The organism is Planomicrobium sp. YIM 101495 (genome assembly GCF_009707665.1).
Classification (GTDB): domain Bacteria; phylum Bacillota; class Bacilli; order Bacillales_A; family Planococcaceae; genus Planococcus.
Genome location: NZ_WLZW01000002.1, coordinates 332,533 through 347,008 on the forward strand (window position 1 = coordinate 332,533; position 14,476 = coordinate 347,008).

A 14,476-nucleotide genomic window follows, 5' to 3' on the forward strand; every position below is an offset into this window, starting at 1 on the left:
CTGAGCGTCGGGAAACCGACTGCCGGAGCGGTTTTTTTCTTGTTCAAGTAATTGCCACTGTATTTGCTTGAAACCATTCAGCTATTGCACCGTAAGATAAGGTGTGAAACACTGAGGATAGACACGAGATGATTGGAGAGAAAAAAATGGACAATCAACCGAAAAATAAGATTTCCCGGAAAGGTTTGACCGTCTGGCGGATGTACGGCTTCTTCGAAACGGCTATCGTCTTGCTGCTTGGCATCGGTGCAGGCGTCATGACCTATTTCTTTGAATGGCCGACATGGCTTTATGCTGTGTATGCGGCAGTCATCGCCTTGTTCGGCTTCTTCCTGATTTACTTGTTCCCGAAAGTCCGCTGGCAGCGCTGGCGCTATGAGGTGCGGGAGCAGGAGATCGAATTGCAGCACGGCTTGTTCATCGTCAAGCGCACACTCGTCCCGATGGTCAGGGTCCAGCATGTCGATACCGAACAAGGGCCGATCCTGCGCAAGTATGACCTTGCCCAGATTTCCATCTCGACGGCTGCGACTACACACACCATTCCTGCGCTCGTTACAGCGGAAGCGGACGAGTTGAGAAACAGGATTTCGGTGCTTGCAAGGGTGGCGGAAGACGATGTCTGAAGAACGGTATAAGCTTCATCCCATCACGATCTTCCTGAACTTCCTGAAAGGTGCCAAAGAGCTGATCCTCCCGTTCGCATTCATTTTCGGGGTCAATTTATTTACAGGGGACGGCTTCAGCTTGGATTGGCAGACGATGATTCCGCTCGCCATCGCAGCGGTGGTCCTGGTCTTCCCGCTGATCACCGGCTTCATCAAGTGGAAGCGGTTCGTCTATTGGTTCGAAGAAGGGGAATTGCGGATCGAATACGGCTTGTTCGTCAAGAAAAAACGGTACATCCCGTTCGAGCGCATCCAAAGCTTGAATTATATAGAAGGGATCTTCCACCGGCCGTTCGGGCTCGTGAAAGTGAAAGTGGAAACGGCAGGCTCCGGCAAAGAAGGGGAAGCGGAGGCGGAACTGACAGCCATCCCGCGAGCTGATGCCGACCGGATCGCTGAGAAGATCGAGGAAGCGAAAAGCGGTGGCGCCATTCTTGTGGAACCGCTTCTGACAGAAGAAGGGGAAACTGTTCCGCAGCAGGCACCACCTGTCAAAGTGGAAGCGGTCACGAAATACCGCATGTCTAACAAAGACCTGGTCGTGCTCGCGACAACTTCAGGCGGGATCGGTGTCGTCATCTCGGCAGTTGCGCTTTTCCTGTCGCAGTTCGCGGATCTCATCCCGTACGAAAAGATTTATGACGAAGTGATGGTCTTCTTGAAGTTCGGTTACATGTTCATCGCGTTGGTCATTTTCTTAGGACTTCTCTTGGCGTGGGGAATTTCCGTCTTGATGACGTTCCTCGCCAATTACCAATTCACGATCCAAACGGACGAAGACCATATTTACATTACACGCGGATTGCTTGAAAAGAAGAAAATCACGGTTCCGTTCAACCGGATCCAAGGCATTAACATCACGCAAAACCCGCTTCGTCAGTTGTTCAATTACGGTGTGGTGACAGTGGAGAGTGCGGGCGGTGGCGGGAGCGACAAAGACGAGAAGATCAAGCTGCTGCCGCTTGTCAAGAAACCGGAAATGCTTGCGATTCTGACGGACCTGTTCCCTGAGATGGAGTGGCAGGCGGAACTGGTGAAGGCACCAAAGCGAGGCCTTCATTTCTATTACCGCCTCGACTTTATCTGGATGGTTCCGCTGATCGGCGGGCTCAGTTACTTCCTGTTCCCATACGGCTTGTTCTCGCTGCTCGTCCTTCCGCTCATTTTGGCGTTATCAGTCTGGCAGCACCGGACAGTCGGCTATGCATTGACAGGGAAGCAGCTGACGATGCAGTTCCGGACGTTCAGCAAGCACACGTATTTCCTGCTGCGGAAGCGGGTGCAGGCGGTCGAAGTGACACAAAGCATCTTCCAGCGCCGCAAAAGCCTTGCATCCATTCAGGCGACGATCATGTCAGGGATGCTCGGAATGACTGCACGCATCAATCACATGGAAGTGGAAGACGCGGGCAAGATCCTCGCCTGGTACGAACCTTCCAACAACAGTCAAACAATCGAAACAACAGAAAAAGGGTCGCCGGAAATTTCCGGCTGACCCTTATTTCTGTTTTCTCCAGCTGACGATCCGTTTCGGATGGAAGTAGCTCAGTCCGATGAGGAATCCTGTTACCATCCCGGCGATGTGGGCTGTGATATTGATATTCGGCGTCAAGAATGTCATGACGACACTGATGACGATAATCGGTAAGATGATCTGGCGCAGCTGCGGCAAGGAACGTCCTCCATGGTAAAGGAGTGCGCCGTATGCCCCGAAGATCCCGAAGATTGCACCGCTCGCGCCGACATGTGCGTAATCGAGCGGCTGCAGGAAATAGGTCGCGGCCGTTCCGAAGAAGCCGGCAATCAAATAGATATTGATGAAGCGGAATTTCCCGGTCAGCCGTTCAAGTTCCGGACCGAAAATGAATAGGGCGAACATGTTGAATAATAAGTGCAGCCATCCGGCGTGAAGGAACATCGGCGTGATGAACCGCCACCACTCACCTGAAGCAATCAGGAAGTTCGATCCGACACCGTAATAGTATAAATACTCTCCGTAGTGGGGAAGCCATGTGATAAGATGGATAAGGATATTGATGGCAAGGAGTGCTGATACCACTGGATATTTCTTTAAATAAACGGAAAAACTTTCTGTACGAACAAACATATTGTCACCTCGGTTTCATGAAATCCATTATACCTTTTCCGGCAGGTGGAATGAAAGGGGGAGCTCCTCGATGATCACTGGAATCGGCTTGGATATGATCGAATTGGACCGGATCCGACGGCTGGACGAGCGGTCGCCGAAATTCCGGACACGCGTGTTGACGCCAGCGGAGCTTGTGGATTACAACGGGTTAGCAGGTCGCCGCCGGACAGAGTTTCTGGCGGGGCGTTTTGCGGCGAAGGAAGCATTCGCCAAGGCGATGGGAACGGGGATCGGTGTGCACTGCTCATTCCAGTCCATCCAGGTGCTGCGCGGAGAAAATGGACGCCCCCGTATTTATTTCAATGAGCAGGAGCGCGGCTTTGTGAGCATCACGCATACGAAAGGCTTTGCGGCAGCCCAAGTGGTTTTAGAGACGTAAATGAAGAAAATGGGGGGAATGGGATGTCTTATCGCCCAACGAAAGCCACGATTAACTTGGCTGCAATCAAACGAAATGTGGAGAACTTCCGGGAGCACGGGAACGGTGCGGAGGTCATCGCGGTTGTCAAAGCGAACGGTTACGGCCACGGCATGCTGCCGGTAGCGGAGGCGGCACTCGAAGCGGGTGCGGTCATGCTCGCTGTCGGCACCCCGGACGAGGCGGTCGAACTGCGCCGGCAAGGTGTTCAAGCGGATGTACTAGTACTCGGTGCGACGACTGCAGACTTCATTCCGTACGCACAGCAGGAGAACATCATCGTCACGGCGATTTCGTTCGATTGGATCGAACAGGCGCAGGCGTCGTTTGATGCCGCCCTGCCGCCGCTCCGTGTCCACTTGAAAGTCGATACCGGCATGCGGCGCATCGGCGTCCATGAATCCGAAGCGGTCCGGGCTGCACGCCTACTCGAGCAGTCGGAGCTGACATTCGTGGGAATCTATACACATTTCGCGACAGCGGATGAACTGGAGAGCGAGCTATTCAATGAACAAGTCCGTCGTATCAAGGAAGTCATCGGCGAGTTTGCGAATTCCGGGCTGTTTGTTCACGTTTCGAACAGTGCGGCAGCACTCCAGCACCCGGAACTCGCATGCGATGCGGTGCGCGTCGGCATCGCCATGTACGGCATCCCGCCGTCACGAGACGTGCAAGATTTGCTGCCGTTCCCGCTCTATCCTGCGCTCAGCCTGGAAACGGCGATCGTCCACGTCAAGCGCGTGGCGGCAGGTGAGAGCATCAGCTACGGTGCGACGTATACGGCAGAGCAAGATGAGTGGATCGCTGCACTGCCGATTGGTTATGCCGACGGGATGCTGCGTGGACTGCAAGGGCAAGAAGTGATCGTGCAAGGAAGGCGTGTCCCGGTTATCGGACGGATCTGCATGGACCAATGCTTGATCCGTTTGCCTTACGAAATGAAAGTGGGCGAAAGCGTGCAATTGATCGGCGTTCAAGGAGAAGAGCGGATCTTCATCGACGAATGGGCAGAACGGCTCGGTACGATCCCTTATGAAGTACCATGTATTTTGACTCAGCGCGTCCCGCGGGTGTACAGCGAAAGTGCTGTCACGGAAAATTACTCTTTCCAGCATAGAGATGCAATGATAAGATAAGAGACAGACATATAGCAGAGAGAGAAATGGCATTTCGGAGGTGTGGGCTGTGTACGGTAAAACAGAGACAAGAGAAGTGGTAGTCAAACTTCCCAAGCAGATGATTTCAGAACTGACAGCGCATTCAGGCAAACGTGTCCATGAAAGCGGTGATTATGTTTATGTTTCGACAAGACGGGAAACAAAAAGCATATACGATTCTAATCAAATTCGGGAAGCTATGATCAAAGGCTACGTAGAGATGTCACAAATCAATCTATCTATCGCTTGTGAATGTTCTCATGCTGAGTACGAAGCGGAGCATACGACTGTGCGACTCGTAAGCGGGGGTTGAGAATTTGAATGTAAAACGCGGTGATGTTTTCTTTGCAGAACTTTCACCGGTGGTCGGGTCTGAGCAAGGCGGGACCCGCCCGGTACTGGTGATTCAAAACGATATAGGGAATCGCTTTAGTCCGACCGTTATTATCGCTGCAATCACAGCGCAGATCCAAAAAGCGAAGTTGCCGACTCACGTAGAGATCGAAGCCAGGAAGAATGGCTTCGACCGTGATTCGGTCATCTTGCTTGAGCAATTGCGCACGATTGACAAATCGCGTTTGACTGACAAGATCACCCACCTTGACGAGAAACTGATGAAGAAAGTCGATGAGGCACTCGAGATCAGTGTAGGGCTCGTAAAATTTTAACCATACATAGTGTACGAAGGAAGCTCGCCGGCAGTCATGATTCCATGCCTTGTCGGGAGCTTTTTTTTATTTTTTTATGGAGGCATTTTGCGGGCAACTTTGTCAAATGCTAAGTGAGTTCGGAACAGCTGAATAATCCGCTATAATAGAAAAAGGATGTATGAAATTATATTTTCCTATACAATAGAATGGAGAATATAGAATTTGAAGCTAGTTTTCAAGGAGGGGCGTTGGAAAGTGAATAAACAAATGGCGAAATATATACAAGAAAACTTAAGCGGTATTACTGTGAAGTGGCAGGAAGCCATGATCAATGAAAAGCAAGAACGTTCGTTTGAGGTGCTACCGAAGGAAATGATGGACCAGACCAGCCGGGAATTCGCCGGATTGATGGTTTCGAACTTATTAGAGAGCCATGCTGCCTATGAAAACCGTTTGAATGATTTCGCGGAGAAAGTGGTCCGACTCGGTTGGTCGGTTTCATTCGTCACAAAAGCGATCACTCATTTTTCGACAATCGTTTTCGAAGGGATGGAAGAAGCGGGAATCATCAACCAAGATAATTTGCGGGACTTCATGCGCCAATTCGATGCGTGGACAATTCCGATCCGCGACAGCACGATCGATACATATTCGAAGACATGGGAGCGCACGGTCAGTCTGCAGAAAATCGCTCTTCAAGAGCTGTCGGCTTCGCTGATTCCGGTGTTCGACCGCATCTCGGTCATGCCGCTCGTTGGAACGATCGACACAGAACGTGCCAAGCTGATCATGGAAAACTTGCTGGAAGGCGTCGTCAAGCATCGTGCTGAAGTCGTCCTTCTGGATATTACGGGAGTTCCTGTCGTCGATACGATGGTTGCCCACCACATCATTCAAGCGGCGGATGCAGTCCGACTTGTCGGAGCGAAATGTATGCTCGTCGGTATCCGTCCGGAAATTGCACAAACGATCGTCACACTCGGCATCAACTTGAATGAGTTTGCGACAACAAGCAATTTGCAACGCGGCGTGGAACAAGCCTTGGCCTATACAAATCGAAAAATAGTGGAGGGTGATGAATCATGAATATCCGTATTCCCATTTTAAAATTGCGCGATACATTGATCGTTTCGATCCAGTGGGAATTGGACGATCAGACAGCGATCCAGTTTCAGGAAGACTTGCTTAATAAATTGCATGAAACAAGCGCACGCGGTGTCGTGATCGACCTGACTTCCATCGACTTTATCGATTCGTTCATCGCCAAAGTATTGGGTGATGTGATCAGCATGTCAAGCCTTATGGGGGCCAAAGTCGTGATTACCGGCATTCAGCCGGCAGTAGCTATCACATTGATTGAACTAGGAATCCGTCTTGAAGACGTGATGACTGCACTGGATTTAGAGAACGGATTGGAAAAACTTGAACTGGAATTGGAGGCTTGAATATGAGCAACCAATCTTCGGTCGACATTAAATCAGAATGGGATATTGTTGCAGCAAGGCAACTTGGCCGCAATGTCGCAAAAGAGCTCGGTTTTGGTACAGTCGATCAGGCGCGCATCACGACAGCAATCAGTGAACTCGCGCGAAACATCTATCTGTATGCCGGCGAAGGAAAAGTAGAAATTATGGGAATCGTCGAAAATGGCCTTTCAGGTATTCTCATCATCGCTTCCGATGAAGGTCCGGGGATTCCGGATATCCGGAGAGTGATGGAAGATGGATTCTCGACATCTGGCGGTTTAGGTGCAGGTCTTCCTGGCGTCAAGCGATTGATGGATGAATTCAAGATCGATACAGTCCATGGGGAAGGAACCGCAATCAAAGCGACCAAATGGCTTCGATAGGAGGTTCAGGGAATGGTGCAAAAGATTGAAAGTCAATACAGGGAGATTCTGAAGCAATACATACAAATGCAGTCGGAGCAGAATTTGTATGAAGGACAGAACTTCAGCCGCAAGCTGATCGCAGAAAATACTTCACCTGAAGATGTGATCAGCATGCACAAAGCGGCTTTACAGGAACTGCACGAGGAGATGCCTGCGCAAGTCTGGCATTCATTTGATTTGCTGATCGAGATGATGATCAGCTATGGCATGGCTTTGCAGGAGCGCCAAAGTTTGATCAAGCGGCAGGAAGAATTGCGGGTGGAGATGGATCTGGCGGCGAACGTCCAAGAAACACTCTTGAAGACGACGTTGCCGAACGTGAGCGGTTTGGACATCGGATTGCTTTCGATTCCGCTCCGCAAAATGAACGGGGACTATGTCTATTTCATCAGTGACCATAAACGGTATGCAGGAGTCGCAGTAGCCGATGTCATCGGCAAAGGACTGCCGGCTGCCCTTTGCATGTCCATGATTAAATTCGGAATGGATACATTCAACAGTCCGAATGCACGTCCGGAAGAAGTGCTGAGCGTCATCAACCGGATTGTTGAGAAGAGCATCGATGATTCGATGTTCGTTTCCATGTTCTACGGCAATTATGATGCGGAAACGGCCAGATTGACATACGGTTCTGCCGGGCATGAGCCGGCGATTCTGTATCGCGCCGAGACCAATTCATTTTTTGAGCTGCACGCAAAAGGCTTGTTGCTTGGTGTCGCACCGAATGTAGCGTACGGGGAATACGACGTCCAGCTGAACGAAAACGACATGGTCATCATCATGACCGATGGTGTCACGGAAGGCCGGAATGAAGATGGATTCATCGAACGTGAAGTGATTTTCGATCTGATCGAAGCGAAGAAGGACCAGCCGGCGCAGACCATTGCGCAGCACGTGTTCAATGAGCTGGAGCGTATGCAGAATGCAGAGCTGAAAGATGACTTCTCGATCGTCATCTGCAAAAAGATCTGATCGGGAGGTTTACGATCGGTGTAGATGTGGTAAATACATTTACGTCGGCTTTTTTTAAAAGCCCTACGGACATAATAAAAACAGGGGTGTCATAAAAGAGATGAATATACAAGTGGATCTTACTGAAGTGGATAACCGCGTAACAGGCTCGATTAGCGGCGAAATCGATGCGCATACTGCACCGGTTCTACGCGAGAAACTCGAAGTGTTCCAAAACCGTCCTTCTCTGGAGGCGGAACTGGATTTGTCTGAAGTGAATTATATGGACAGCACCGGACTTGGTGTGTTTGTCGCATTTTATAAAGCATTGAACAACAATGGCGGGCACGTGAAATTGATCGGTCTTTCCTCACGCCTAAAACGGCTTTTCGATATTACCGGCCTCGGTGAGATCATGGATATCGAAGCCGCTGGAAAAGGGGGCATTTGATATGCGTCCGTTCGATTATGTAGAGATGCGTGTCCCTGCTAAATCACAATTCGTCGGCGTTGCACGTCTGACGATTTCTGGTCTTGCAAGCCGTCTCGGTTTTTCCTATGACGATATCGAAGATTTGAAGATTGCATCAAGTGAAGCTGTGACGAATGCCGTACAGCATGCATACAAAGAAGATGAAGAGGGCGAAGTCGTTATCGGCTGCGCACTTTATAAAGATAAGCTGGAGATCATGGTCGCGGATCACGGACAAAGCTTTGATTTTGAGAAGACCAAAGCCGAAGTGGGGCCTTACCATGATCAGGAAGATGTCGCTTTCCTGCGTGAAGGAGGCTTAGGGCTTTATTTGATCGAAACATTGATGGATGAAGTGAAAGTGCACCATCAAGAAGGCGTAACCGTCTTTATGACGAAGTATGTCGGAGGAGGGCAGGTGGAAGAGGATGTCGAAACGATCTCATCCTAATCAACCTACGAAAGAGCAAGTCCTTGAATGGATCGAAGCTTATCAGAAGAACGAAGATGAAGAAGCCCAGACGAATCTTGTCTTGAATTACCGCCGTCTCGTCGAATCGATTGCACGCAAGTATTCGAACGGCAAGTCTTATCACGAAGACATCGCCCAAGTCGGCATGCTCGGACTGCTCGGCGCAATCCGTCGCTACGATCCTGCATTCGGTCGCAGCTTTGAAGCGTTCGCTGTGCCGACTATCATCGGGGAGATCAAGCGCTTCTTGCGTGACAAGACATGGGCGATCCATGTTCCGCGGCGCATCAAAGAGCTTGGACCGCGCATCAAAGCGTCGGTCGAAGTGCTGACGCGTGAACTGCAACGGTCTCCACAAGTATGGGAAATCGCTGAGTACCTTGATGTCGACGAAGACGATGTGCTTGAAGCGATGGAGATGGGCAAGAGCTATCAGGCGCTATCGATGGACCATTCACTCGAGGCGGACTCCGATGGCAGCACCGTCACATTGTTCGACGTTGTCGGTCAGGAAGACGATGGCTACGAGAAGGCCGATCAGCGCATGCTCGTCGCAGAAGCGATGAACGTCCTGAGCGACCGCGAGAAGCAGATCATTCAATATACGTACATCGAACAGCTGAGTCAGAAAGAAACCGGCGATAAGTTGGGGATTTCCCAAATGCACGTTTCCAGACTGCAGCGAAAAGCCATCAAAAAATTGCAGGAAGCGATTCTTGCAGCAAGTGGAGTGTCCTAGTGGAAACGATTCAACATCCGAACTTAGAAGTCTGTGTCTTTAATGCTGCCAAGGAAGGGAATTATGAATCGGGTGACAGCTATTTCACGGTTGTTACAGATGATTACTTCATCTGCTCGGTGGCCGATGGACTTGGAAATGGTCCTATCGCCCGTGAGTCTTCTCAAGTCATCCCTCAAATCCTGAAAGATGGACATCATGAAACGATCGATGGCTTGATGCATCGGTTCAATAAATTAATGTACCAAAAACGCGGAGCGGCTGTGGCGATTTTCAAAGTGGATTTCAAGAAGAAGACATTGGAATACAGCTGCGTCGGAAATATCCGGTTCTACTTGTACAGAAAGCGGACGGACCAAATGATTTATCCGCTTCCTGTCATGGGCTATTTATCTGGACGCCCACAGAAGCTGCGCACACAAACCTACACGTACGAAGAGGACGATTTGTTCTTGATTCACTCGGACGGTGTCGAGCTGCGCAGTCCGAAGTCGATGATGCGAATGGCGGGTACACCCGGGCGACTCTACCAAAACATTCTAACGACCGTCCGAACCGTCGACGATGCAACCTTCATCTCGGGGAGCCTTCTTAAATAAGAAGGCTTTTTTCTTTGTGTTAAAATGGGAAGAGTTAGTTCGGCACGAACCCTGCGGTAACGGAGCGGTTTTGTGGAATATCTTGAATTATGAGAACGAATGAGGAGTGGAACCAATGGAAATCGCACAAATGCAAGCGTTGATCGCGGAAGAAACTGGAATTCGCAAAGCGCAGGTCGCGAAAGTGATCGCCCTGATCGAAGAAGGACAGACAATTCCATTCATCGCACGTTACCGGAAAGAAATGACCGGTTCACTCGATGAAGTGCAATTGAAAGCGGTGGATGACCGCTATAAATACATACAAAACCTCGAGCAACGGAAAGAAGACGTCCTCCGTGCAATCGAAGAACAAGAGAAACTAACGCCGGAACTGCGCAAGCGTATCCAAGAAGCGACAGTGCTCCAGCGCGTTGAAGACCTTTACCGGCCATTCAAGCAAAACCGCCGGACAAAAGCATCGATTGCCAAGGAAAAAGGCCTTGAACCTTTGGCGGAATACGCACTTCATGCCAAATCGGACAACCTGGAAGGGAAAGCAAAAGACTTCTTGAATGAAGAAAAAGGCGTCAATACAATAGAGGAAGCACTGCAAGGCGCACGTGATATCCTCGCTGAGCAATTCGCGGACGATACAGAAGTGCGTGAGAAGGCCCGTGACATGACACGCCGCTCAGGCGCAATCATCAGTGCAGCAAAAAAAGACTATCAAGATGAAAAAGCGGTCTTTGAAATGTACTACGAATATACAGAAGGCATTCAAAAAGCGGCACCACATCGAATTTTGGCGATGAACCGCGGTGAAAAAGAAGGCGTCTTGAAAATTGCCATCGAACCGCCAGTCGACCGAATTCTTACGTTGATGGAAAGAAAGTGGAACCACAACAACTCATCATTCCTGACGGAAACCATCGCAGATTCATATAAACGACTGCTTCAGCCGTCCATCGAGCGGGAACTCCGCTCGGAATTGACGGATAAAGGAGAAGCGCAGGCCATCCGTATTTTTGCGGAGAACTTGCGCAAGCTGCTCTTGCAGCCACCGATGAAAGACAAGTTCGTCCTCGGCGTCGACCCGGCATACCGCACCGGCTGTAAGCTTGCCGTCATCGACCCGACCGGAAAGCTCCTGGAAGTGGCAGTCATCTACCCGCACGCTCCGCGCAATGACCGGAAAGGTGCAGAGAAGACGTTGGCCCGTTTAACGGAGCAGTACCCGATCGAAATCATGGCAGTCGGGAACGGTACGGCTTCCCGCGAAACAGAGCAGCTCGTTGCAGACTTCATCGCACAGCGGTCTGCCGACATTACGTACGTCATTGTCAATGAAGCAGGCGCGAGTGTCTATTCGGCGTCTGAAGTTGCGCGACAAGAATTCCCGGACCTGCAAGTGGAAGAGCGCAGTGCTGCATCCATCGCCCGCCGGCTCCAAGATCCACTCGCGGAACTCGTCAAAATTGATCCGAAGGCAGTCGGTGTCGGGCAGTACCAGCACGACGTCGCACAGAAGAAACTGGCCGACCAGCTCGGCTTCGTTGTAGAGACGGCAGTCAACCAAGTTGGGGTGAACGTCAACTCCGCCTCTTCGTCCCTTTTGCAGTACGTCGCGGGACTGAGCAAGACCGTTGCAGAAAACATCGTCAAGGCACGGGAAGAAGAAGGGCGTTTCGACTCCCGCACACAATTGAAGAAGATTCCGCGTCTTGGTGCGAAGACTTATGAACAGGCGATCGGCTTCCTGCGAATCGCCGACGGGAAAAACCCGCTGGATGCGACTGCGATCCACCCGGAAAGCTACACGGTTGCGGGGCAGCTGTTGAAGCATGTCGGAGCAGCCAAGAAAGAGATCGGGTCACCGGAGATTGCACAGAAACTCAGCGCGCTCGACCTTGTGGCACTCAGCAAAGAGTGGGACATCGGTGAAATCACACTGAAAGACATCGTCGCCGACTTGAAGAAGCCGTCGCGTGACCCGCGTGATGAGTTCCCGCAGCCGCTATTGAAGAGCGATGTCCTGAAAATAGAAGACTTGAAAGAAGGCATGGAAGTGGAAGGGACAGTACGCAACGTTGTCGACTTCGGTGCGTTCGTCGATATTGGCGTGAAGCAAGACGGCCTTGTCCACATTTCCAAATTGAAAAAAGGGTTCGTCGAGCATCCGCTCGATGTCGTCGGAGTCGGCGATATCGTCACGGTTTGGGTGGAATCCGCGGACGCTGACAAAGGCCGCATCTCTCTGACGATGCTGAATCCGGTAAAGAGCGATGACAGATCTTGAACTGACGGAACTGGTGAAAGAGATCTCCCTTGCCGATTTCGGAAAAGCATTCAAGCATCAAGCGATGTTCAATCGCCGCCTCCGGACGACAGGCGGGCGCTACATGCTGCAGTCCCATCACATCGAAATCAATCCCGCTTCCTATAAGGAGTTCGGTACCGACGAATTGGTCGGGATCATCAAGCACGAGCTGTGCCATTACCATCTCCATATAGAAGGAAGAGGCTATCTGCACCGTGACCGGGACTTCCGGGAGCTGCTGGAGCAAACCGGTTCCCCCCGGTTCTGCTCGCTCGTCCAATCAAAAGCCCGGACGAAGCCGGTAAAGCGTTACATCTATGCATGCATCGACTGCAGATGCGAATACGCGCGGAAGATCCGGATGAACACAGCCCGCTACCGTTGCGGCAAGTGCAATGGGAAGCTGCGCTTGAAAAGCGAGTAGGAAATGAAAGAACAGCCGAGCGTCCAGGGAATGGTGGACGGCCGGCTGTTTTCAATTTTCTCTGAAGAGGATTGCTTCAGTGCGTGCTTCAAGGTATAATGAAAAAGGTTTTTCTTGAATAATGATTTCAGTTGTAGAGGGTTTCAGCCTAAATGTAAGTGGGCAAGAGTAGCCAAGCAACAGCGCCTTTTGCAAAAAAGTGGCGCAAAGGAAAAAAAGTTGAAGAAAAAACGGAAAAGCTATTGACGATTCGTGAAACACTCCTTATAATAAGAAAAGTCGGTAAGCAATTACCCGTCATTCCGAAGTAGCTCAGTGGTAGAGCACCGCACTGTTAATGCGATGGTCGTAGGTTCGAGTCCTACCTTCGGAGCCATTAAGGCCCCTTGGTCAAGCGGTTAAGACACCGCCCTTTCACGGCGGTAACACGGGTTCGAATCCCGTAGGGGTCATCATCTATACATACTAAGTGAACGTTAAGCTTGAATGTTTGATTGACGCAAAGCAAATAGATGCAAAATACGAAGGCATGTGTTATATTAGTTATCTGGCCGATTGGCAGATCACATAATGTAAGCGCATTGGTTTCACAGAAGTACATAGTTCTTATGGATGCAGACTTCAATCTATGGAGAGCATGTGCAAGATGAAAGAAATAACATTGTCTCGGGGTAGAGCAACGAGCCGTACGAAGACGGCGAAGTAACATCGATGCAGGCAAAGCCGAAGCAGATGTCGATCTACGATACGCAATGAGTATCAGCAAGAAAAATTAAATTCTATTGTCGCGGGGTAGAGCAACGAGCCGTACGAAGACGGCGAAGTAACATCGATGCAGGCAAAGCCGAAGCAGATGTCGATCTACGATACACAATGAGTATCAGCAAGATAAATTAAATTCTATTGTCGCGGGGTAGAGCAGTGGTAGCTCGTCGGGCTCATAACCCGGAGGTCGCAGGTTCAAATCCTGCCCCCGCAACCAAAAAGGTCCCGTGGTGTAGCGGTTAACATGCCTGCCTGTCACGCAGGAGATCGCCGGTTCGATCCCGGTCGGGACCGCCATTTTTTATTGGGGTATAGCCAAGCGGTAAGGCAACGGGTTTTGATCCCGTCATGCCCTGGTTCGAATCCAGGTACCCCAGCCATTTTACTTTTCTGTGTGTGTGATGCCGCTTGAAAATAGCGGTTGACAAAAACAATAGCAATCATATACAATATTACTTGTCTCAAAACAATATGCGGTCGTGGCGGAATGGCAGACGCGCTAGGTTGAGGGCCTAGTGGGAGAAATCCCGTGGAAGTTCGACTCTTCTCGACCGCACCAAAATGTTTGCGCCCGTAGCTCAATTGGATAGAGCGTCTGACTACGGATCAGAAGGTTGTGGATTCGACTTCTGCCGGGCGCGCCAAATGACTTACAACTTTAAATATGCGGGTGTAGTTTAGTGGTAAAACCTCAGCCTTCCAAGCTGATGATGAGGGTTCGATTCCCTTCACCCGCTCCATATTTTTAAACCATGAACCTTGAAAACTGAACAGCAAAACGTTGATGAAATAGTTACTGATCAGCCTCCGGGCAGATCAAGG

17 protein-coding genes and 8 tRNA genes are annotated in these 14,476 nt (G+C 50.5%); 24 read left to right on the forward strand and 1 reads right to left on the reverse strand.

The window, feature by feature from the left end; all coding sequences use genetic code 11:
• The first annotated feature begins 146 nt into the window (after positions 1–146).
• Together GIW82_RS10995 and GIW82_RS11000 are read left to right on the forward strand one after the other, a co-directional pair.
• Positions 147–626, forward strand: a complete 480-nt coding sequence (locus GIW82_RS10995) for a PH domain-containing protein (RefSeq protein WP_154749991.1) — start codon at positions 147–149, stop codon at positions 624–626.
• Complete coding sequence (locus GIW82_RS11000) at positions 619–2,163, forward strand: PH domain-containing protein (RefSeq protein ID WP_154749992.1); 1,545 nt, start codon at positions 619–621, stop codon at positions 2,161–2,163. Before GIW82_RS10995 ends, GIW82_RS11000 begins: the two co-directional genes overlap by 8 nt.
• 3 nt (positions 2,164–2,166) lie before the next feature.
• On the opposite strand, the gene GIW82_RS11005 is transcribed toward GIW82_RS11000, so the two are convergent.
• Positions 2,167–2,775, reverse strand: a complete 609-nt coding sequence (locus GIW82_RS11005; protein ID WP_154749993.1) for a rhomboid family intramembrane serine protease — start codon at positions 2,773–2,775, stop codon at positions 2,167–2,169.
• Between the two features lie 70 nt (positions 2,776–2,845).
• Between GIW82_RS11005 and acpS the strand changes: the two genes are divergently transcribed.
• The 22 genes from acpS (at position 2,846) to GIW82_RS11115 (ending at position 14,394) form a co-directional block, all read left to right on the forward strand.
• Complete coding sequence (gene acpS, locus GIW82_RS11010; RefSeq protein WP_154749994.1) at positions 2,846–3,196, forward strand: holo-ACP synthase; 351 nt, start codon at positions 2,846–2,848, stop codon at positions 3,194–3,196.
• A gap of 23 nt (positions 3,197–3,219) precedes the next feature.
• Positions 3,220–4,371: an alanine racemase gene (gene alr, locus GIW82_RS11015; RefSeq protein ID WP_154749995.1), complete on the forward strand. Its 1,152-nt coding sequence runs from the start codon at positions 3,220–3,222 to the stop codon at positions 4,369–4,371.
• 100 nt (positions 4,372–4,471) lie between these two features.
• Entirely contained in the window at positions 4,472–4,705 is a 234-nt protein-coding gene (locus GIW82_RS11020; protein ID WP_154750038.1) for a transcriptional regulator, read from the forward strand.
• Positions 4,706–4,709: 4 nt separating this feature from the next.
• Entirely contained in the window at positions 4,710–5,060 is a 351-nt protein-coding gene (locus tag GIW82_RS11025; RefSeq protein WP_154749996.1) for a type II toxin-antitoxin system PemK/MazF family toxin, read from the forward strand.
• A 237-nt stretch (positions 5,061–5,297) separates the two neighbouring features.
• On the forward strand, positions 5,298–6,128 hold the full coding sequence (locus tag GIW82_RS11030) for an RsbT co-antagonist protein RsbRA (protein ID WP_370456209.1): 831 nt from the start codon (positions 5,298–5,300) through the stop codon (positions 6,126–6,128).
• Complete coding sequence (locus GIW82_RS11035) at positions 6,125–6,487, forward strand: STAS domain-containing protein (protein WP_154749997.1); 363 nt, start codon at positions 6,125–6,127, stop codon at positions 6,485–6,487. The genes GIW82_RS11030 and GIW82_RS11035 overlap by 4 nt, the downstream gene beginning before the upstream one ends.
• A gap of 2 nt (positions 6,488–6,489) precedes the next feature.
• Positions 6,490–6,891 carry an anti-sigma regulatory factor gene (locus GIW82_RS11040; protein WP_154749998.1) on the forward strand — a complete coding sequence of 134 codons (402 nt, stop codon included), beginning with the start codon at positions 6,490–6,492 and terminating at the stop codon, positions 6,889–6,891.
• 12 nt (positions 6,892–6,903) lie between these two features.
• A complete protein-coding gene (locus GIW82_RS11045; RefSeq protein ID WP_154749999.1) occupies positions 6,904–7,905 on the forward strand; it encodes a PP2C family protein-serine/threonine phosphatase in 1,002 nt (333 codons plus the stop codon).
• A gap of 100 nt (positions 7,906–8,005) precedes the next feature.
• Complete coding sequence (locus GIW82_RS11050) at positions 8,006–8,335, forward strand: anti-sigma factor antagonist (protein ID WP_154750000.1); 330 nt, start codon at positions 8,006–8,008, stop codon at positions 8,333–8,335.
• 1 nt (position 8,336) lies between these two features.
• Positions 8,337–8,807 (forward strand): anti-sigma B factor RsbW, encoded by a 471-nt coding sequence (gene rsbW, locus GIW82_RS11055; RefSeq protein ID WP_154750001.1) that lies wholly within the window; start codon positions 8,337–8,339, stop codon positions 8,805–8,807.
• Positions 8,785–9,567 carry an RNA polymerase sigma factor SigB gene (gene sigB, locus GIW82_RS11060; RefSeq protein ID WP_154750002.1) on the forward strand — a complete coding sequence of 261 codons (783 nt, stop codon included), beginning with the start codon at positions 8,785–8,787 and terminating at the stop codon, positions 9,565–9,567. The genes rsbW and sigB overlap by 23 nt, the downstream gene beginning before the upstream one ends.
• Complete coding sequence (locus GIW82_RS11065; RefSeq protein WP_370456210.1) at positions 9,567–10,166, forward strand: PP2C family serine/threonine-protein phosphatase; 600 nt, start codon at positions 9,567–9,569, stop codon at positions 10,164–10,166. Before sigB ends, GIW82_RS11065 begins: the two co-directional genes overlap by 1 nt.
• Before the next feature lie 115 nt (positions 10,167–10,281).
• Positions 10,282–12,444, forward strand: a complete 2,163-nt coding sequence (locus GIW82_RS11070) for a Tex family protein (protein WP_154750003.1) — start codon at positions 10,282–10,284, stop codon at positions 12,442–12,444.
• Positions 12,431–12,889 (forward strand): SprT family protein, encoded by a 459-nt coding sequence (locus GIW82_RS11075; protein WP_154750004.1) that lies wholly within the window; start codon positions 12,431–12,433, stop codon positions 12,887–12,889. Before GIW82_RS11070 ends, GIW82_RS11075 begins: the two co-directional genes overlap by 14 nt.
• Positions 12,890–13,190: 301 nt before the next feature.
• Positions 13,191–13,265, forward strand: a tRNA-Asn gene (locus GIW82_RS11080).
• Between the two features lie 4 nt (positions 13,266–13,269).
• A tRNA-Glu gene (locus GIW82_RS11085) sits at positions 13,270–13,341 on the forward strand.
• Between the two features lie 455 nt (positions 13,342–13,796).
• Positions 13,797–13,871: transfer RNA gene (locus GIW82_RS11090), tRNA-Met, on the forward strand.
• A gap of 4 nt (positions 13,872–13,875) precedes the next feature.
• Positions 13,876–13,951: transfer RNA gene (locus tag GIW82_RS11095), tRNA-Asp, on the forward strand.
• An 8-nt stretch (positions 13,952–13,959) separates the two neighbouring features.
• Positions 13,960–14,034 (forward strand) — tRNA-Gln (locus GIW82_RS11100).
• A gap of 93 nt (positions 14,035–14,127) precedes the next feature.
• Positions 14,128–14,213, forward strand: a tRNA-Leu gene (locus GIW82_RS11105).
• An 8-nt stretch (positions 14,214–14,221) separates the two neighbouring features.
• Positions 14,222–14,298: transfer RNA gene (locus GIW82_RS11110), tRNA-Arg, on the forward strand.
• Between the two features lie 22 nt (positions 14,299–14,320).
• Positions 14,321–14,394 (forward strand) — tRNA-Gly (locus GIW82_RS11115).
• The last annotated feature ends 82 nt before the right edge of the window (positions 14,395–14,476 follow it).